5 protein-coding genes and 2 pseudogenes are annotated in these 4733 nt (G+C 61.6%); 1 reads left to right on the forward strand and 6 read right to left on the reverse strand.

What is annotated here, in order from left to right:
- The 3 genes and pseudogenes from EOA85_RS38255 to EOA85_RS28090 all read right to left on the reverse strand — a co-directional run.
- Window positions 1-197, reverse strand: a pseudogene (locus EOA85_RS38255) (hypothetical protein); the annotation flags it as partial.
- A gap of 79 nt (window positions 198-276) precedes the next feature.
- Window positions 277-1263, reverse strand: coding sequence for a cobaltochelatase subunit CobS (gene cobS / locus EOA85_RS28085; protein WP_065007510.1), 987 nt, complete (start codon window positions 1261-1263; stop codon window positions 277-279).
- A 122-nt stretch (window positions 1264-1385) separates the two neighbouring features.
- Entirely contained in the window at window positions 1386-2015 is a 630-nt protein-coding gene (locus EOA85_RS28090; protein ID WP_127211936.1) for a J domain-containing protein, read from the reverse strand.
- A 191-nt stretch (window positions 2016-2206) separates the two neighbouring features.
- Between EOA85_RS28090 and EOA85_RS28095 the strand changes: the two genes are divergently transcribed.
- Window positions 2207-2509: a BolA family protein gene (locus EOA85_RS28095; protein ID WP_127211937.1), complete on the forward strand. Its 303-nt coding sequence runs from the start codon at window positions 2207-2209 to the stop codon at window positions 2507-2509.
- Window positions 2510-2512: 3 nt separating this feature from the next.
- Here EOA85_RS28095 and EOA85_RS28100 read toward each other — a convergent pair whose 3' ends face one another.
- The 3 genes and pseudogenes from EOA85_RS28100 to EOA85_RS28110 form a co-directional block, all read right to left on the reverse strand.
- Window positions 2513-3313 carry an alpha/beta hydrolase gene (locus tag EOA85_RS28100; RefSeq protein WP_065007511.1) on the reverse strand — a complete coding sequence of 267 codons (801 nt, stop codon included), beginning with the start codon at window positions 3311-3313 and terminating at the stop codon, window positions 2513-2515.
- Between the two features lie 91 nt (window positions 3314-3404).
- Window positions 3405-4298, reverse strand: a complete 894-nt coding sequence (locus tag EOA85_RS28105; protein ID WP_127211938.1) for a transporter associated domain-containing protein — start codon at window positions 4296-4298, stop codon at window positions 3405-3407.
- Window positions 4295-4733 (reverse strand): annotated as a pseudogene (locus EOA85_RS28110) (3-dehydroquinate synthase); the annotation flags it as partial. The pseudogene EOA85_RS28110 and the gene EOA85_RS28105, both read right to left, overlap by 4 nt.

Raw genomic sequence — 4733 nt, forward strand, 5'->3', positions numbered from 1 at the left:
GCTACAGGAAGGTGGGGGACAGTTTGTAGCTGCTTGCCGCCATTCGGAATTGGAGCGTCGGTAACTGAGACCGATACGATCGGCTGGCTTTCGCCATCGAAGTTATCGACTGCGCCAACGATTAACCGCGATGATACCGGTGTCGCGTCGCGATAAGTCCAAATTTGCCCGGCTTTGAATGGTTCATTCTGGGCCATAGCCGCCTGACAGATACCAAAGCAGAAGATTGAAAAACTCCATAGGAATATCCGGAGGATCGTTCCCATGGGATCGGTGTTACCCCAGCACCACATTGGCGGCCGATTCGGGCAGATCCTGGCCGAAAGCGCGCTGGTAGAACTCGGCAACGAGCGAGCGTTCCAGCTCGTCGCACTTGTTGAGGAAGGTCAGCCTGAACGCCATGCCGATATCGCCGAAGATCTCGGCATTCTCGGCCCAGGTGATGACCGTGCGCGGGCTCATGACAGTCGACAGGTCGCCGTTGATGAAGGCCGAACGCGTCATGTCGGCGACACGCACCATCTTGTTGACGATCTCCTTGCCCTTGCTGTCGCGATAGTGCTTGGCCTTGGCCAGCACGATGTTCACCTCATTGTCGTGCGGCAGATAGTTCAGCGTGGTGACGATCGACCAGCGATCCATCTGCGCCTGGTTGATCTGCTGGGTGCCGTGATAGAGGCCGGTGGTGTCGCCGAGACCGACGGTGTTGGCGGTGGAGAACAGCCGGAACGCCGGATGCGGGCGGATGACCCGGCTCTGGTCGAGCAGCGTCAGCCGGCCGGACGACTCCAGCACGCGCTGAATGACGAACATCACGTCCGGACGGCCGGCATCGTACTCGTCGAAGCAGAGTGCGACATTGTGCTGGTAGGCCCAGGGCAGGATGCCGTCGCGGAATTCGGTGATCTGCAGCCCTTCCTTGACGACGATGGCGTCCTTGCCGACGAGGTCGATACGACTGACATGGCTGTCGAGATTGACGCGCACCATAGGCCAGTTGAGACGGGCGGCGACCTGCTCGATATGCGTCGACTTGCCGGTGCCGTGATAGCCCGACACCATGACGCGGCGGTTGTAGGCAAAGCCGGCGAGGATCGCCATCGTCGTGTTCTTGTCGAACAGATAGTCGGGATCGATGTCGGGCACATGCTCGCTCGTCACCGAATAGGCCGGCACCACCATCTTGGACTCGAAGCCAAATTTCTCCTTCACCGACACGGTGCTGTCTGGCAGGTTGGCGATGTCGCGATCGACCTTGTTCATCTTTATCAACGTCTCCACGGGCGAACGCCGCGTTTCGCCGGCAATCGATTTTGTTCGGGGGCGGTCTTAGAGCCTTTTCCAACCTTATGAAAGTTGGAAAACGACACGAACCGAATGGTCGCTCAGCACAATCCTGCCTGCTTGAGCACACGATAGGCCTGGAGCACATCGCGGAACCGGTCTTCCGAACCTCTGTCGCCGCCATTCGCATCCGGATGGTGGCGTTTCACCAGTTCCTTATAACGCGCCTTGATATCCTTGCCAGTCGCCTTTGTATCAAGGCCAAGCGTTTCCAGCGCCTTGGCCTCAAGCGGCTTGGCCTTGCGCTCCCGCGCTTCGCGCGGATCCTTCGGGCCTTTGAACAGGTCGAACGGATCGCGCATGCGGTTGTAGTAGCCGGCGCGGCCGGAACGCTGCTGGGCGAAATCGGGCGAGGAGCGCGTCGAGGCGCCGTTGACGCCCATCTTCCAGGTTGGCCGGTGGCCGGTCATCGCTTCCTTCTGGAAGCGGGCGATCTCGGTATCGGGGACACCGGAGAAATAATTGAAGCCCTTATTGTACTCGCGCACATGATCGAAGCAGAACTGGAAATATTCGCCCTCCTTCATGCGCCCGACCGGCGCGCGATGGGTGCCGGCCTCCTTGCAACCGTCCCATTGGCAGATCGGCGAGCGCGACTTCAGCTCCGCATCCTTCTCCGGGCGGATGCGAATTTTTTCGAAATATTTGGGGTACGGTTTCATCTTACCCATTTATGGGCTGTTCGCTGGTGCGAAACAAGAATTGACATTTTTGCAATGATCGCCCTAACCGCTGAATCGGGGCATAAAGCGGGCGATCGGCGAATTTTGTCGCGGCGACGGTACCGCGCTTCCTTCCGGACGCGCAAAGGGCCCGATTTTCGAGGGTCATGCGCCCGCATATGTGGTGAAGGGAAGTACGAATGTCCATACAGTCAACGATGGAAGGCAAGTTGAAGAAGGCGTTCTCGCCGGAGCGGCTGGTGATCATCAACGAAAGCCATCTGCATGCCGGCCATCACCATCAGGATTCCGACCATCACGGCACTTATGACGGCACCGGCGAGACGCATTTCCGCGTCCGCATCGTCTCCTCAGCCTTTGCCGGCATGAGCCGAATCGAGCGGCATCGCGCGGTCAACGCATTGCTGGCCGACGAGCTGAATGCTGGTGTCCACGCGCTGGCGATCGAGCCGGCCGCGCCGAACGAAAAGATCAGGTGGTAGGCTTCAGCCGAGCGCCGCCTTCAGGAAAGTCATCACTGCACGGGTCAAGGTGTCGCCTTCGCCGAAGTCGCGGTTGATCGACATGTGCGAATAAGCGCTGCCGTCGAACAGTGTCACCTCGGTTCCGGTCGCCCGCAGGCGCTCGGCGAAGGCCCGTGAGGCCGCCGCACGACCCGATGCGCGCGAATAGGCGATAAAGGTCGGCGGATGTTTGCGGCTCCCGACATGGGTCGCAGGCGACAGCACGCGCCACTGCGACGGGTCGGGAAAGGCCCGGGCATAGGCCGGTGTCATGCCGCCGCTCCTCGCAAGCGCCTCCAGATCATAGGCCCTGGTATCGTTCAGAACCAGCGCCGCGACGCCGGGCAGACCGCCGCGCAGCCCGGTCAGTGCGGCGAGATGGCTGCCGGCCGAATGGCCCATCACCGCTATCCTGTTCGGATCGCCGCCGTATCTGGCGATGTTGGCGCGCACGTAACGATATGCCTGCTCGACATCGTTGGCCTGGGTGGCGACATCAGCCTTAGGCAGCATCCGGTAGTCGATCGAGACGAAGCAGAAGCCATTGTCGAGCAGGAAGCGCGGCTTGACGTCGACGTTGGTGCGATTGCCGGCTCGCCAGGCACCGCCATGGATGAAAAGGACCACAGGCAGGGAGCTAGCGCCAGCGCGCGCGTAGATGTCGAGCCTGGCCGGTCCGTAGTCGAAAGTTTGCGGAGATGGCAAAAGCCGGCGCGGCGCCGCCGAAGCGCTGGCCGGCAACAAAGCCATCGACATCAAAAGCAGGATTCGCCGATCGATCACCGTCATCTCCAGACAGCCCAGCCGAAAAGTGCACGCCGGCGCGGCGAGCGTGCAGTCAAGGATTGGTGAGCCGCGACAGAACCTACCAGAACTAGATGTCACCGGCCGGCCTGATCCTCAGCCTTGCAATCCGGTTCTTGTCGCGCTTCATGACGACGAAGCGCTTGCCGTGAAAGGTGAACGCCTGCTTCTCGTCCGGGATCAATTGCGTCTCGTGGATGACGAGACCGGCAATGGTGGTGGCTTCTTCGTCCGGCAGGTCCCAGGCGAGCGCCCGATTCAGGTCTCGGATCGACACAGTGCCGTCGACGACGACGGAGCCGTCGGCTTCCTGCTTGACGCCCTGCACGTCGATGTCGTGCTCGTCGGCGATCTCGCCGACGATTTCCTCGATGATGTCCTCCAGCGTCACCAGCCCCTCGACCTCGCCATACTCGTCGACGACGACTGCGAAATGCGCCTTGCGACGCAGGAAGGCGTTGAGCTGTTCCTGCAGTGTCGTGGTATCGGGCACGAACCACGGTTTTGAAGCGATCTTCATCACGTCGATCTTGGAAAAGTCGTTGCCGACATCGTTCAGCGCGCGCAGCAGGTCCTTGGCATGCAGAACGCCGACGATGTTGTCGAGCGAGCCCTTCCACAAGGGCATGCGGGTATGCGGGCTCTGCAGGATCTCGCGCACCACCGCTTCCGGCGGATTGTCGGCATTGACCGAGCGCATGTTGGTGCGGTGGACCATGACATCGGACACTTCGAGCTCGTCGAGATCGGACAGGCGGCCGATGCGGGCGCGATCCACGCGTACCACCTGGCCGTCGCGCCGAAAACCGTCGACGGCGCCTTGCGCTTCATCATGGTTCGAATGCTGCGGTTCGATGCGCTGCAGTTCATAGCCGAAGGCAGCGAGCAGGCGCGCGCGAAAGGCGAAAGCGAGCAGGCCGAGCCCGGCCAAGACACCAGCGGCAATCCAGCCGGCCTCGTTCATCCCGGGCGGCTCTTCTGCTGACCCGGGCTGCCTTTCGGCTGACCCGGGCGGTTCTCCCTCAGAAACGACAGCACTTCTGACGCCGGCACATCCTTGGCGATGAAGGCCTGGCCGATGCCGCGCGTCAGGATGAAGGTCAGCGCGCCGCGCGAAACCTTCTTGTCCTGGGTGATGAAGGCAAGCAGCGCTTCGGCATCAGGCAATTCACCCGGAATATCGGCCATGCGCCAGGGCAGGCCAACAGCGCGAAGATGCGCCTCGACGCGCGCCGCATCGTCGGGACTTGCCAGGTTGAGGCGTGACGAAAAGCGATAAGCCAGCGCCATGCCGATGGCGACTCCCTCGCCGTGGACGAGACGGGCGCTGTCATAGTGGGTGGCGGCCTCGAGCGCATGGCCGAACGTGTGGCCGAGATTGAGCAGCGCGCGGTCGCCG

This window comes from Mesorhizobium sp. M5C.F.Ca.IN.020.29.1.1, from assembly GCF_003997375.1.
Taxonomy (GTDB): domain Bacteria; phylum Pseudomonadota; class Alphaproteobacteria; order Rhizobiales; family Rhizobiaceae; genus Mesorhizobium; species Mesorhizobium wenxiniae.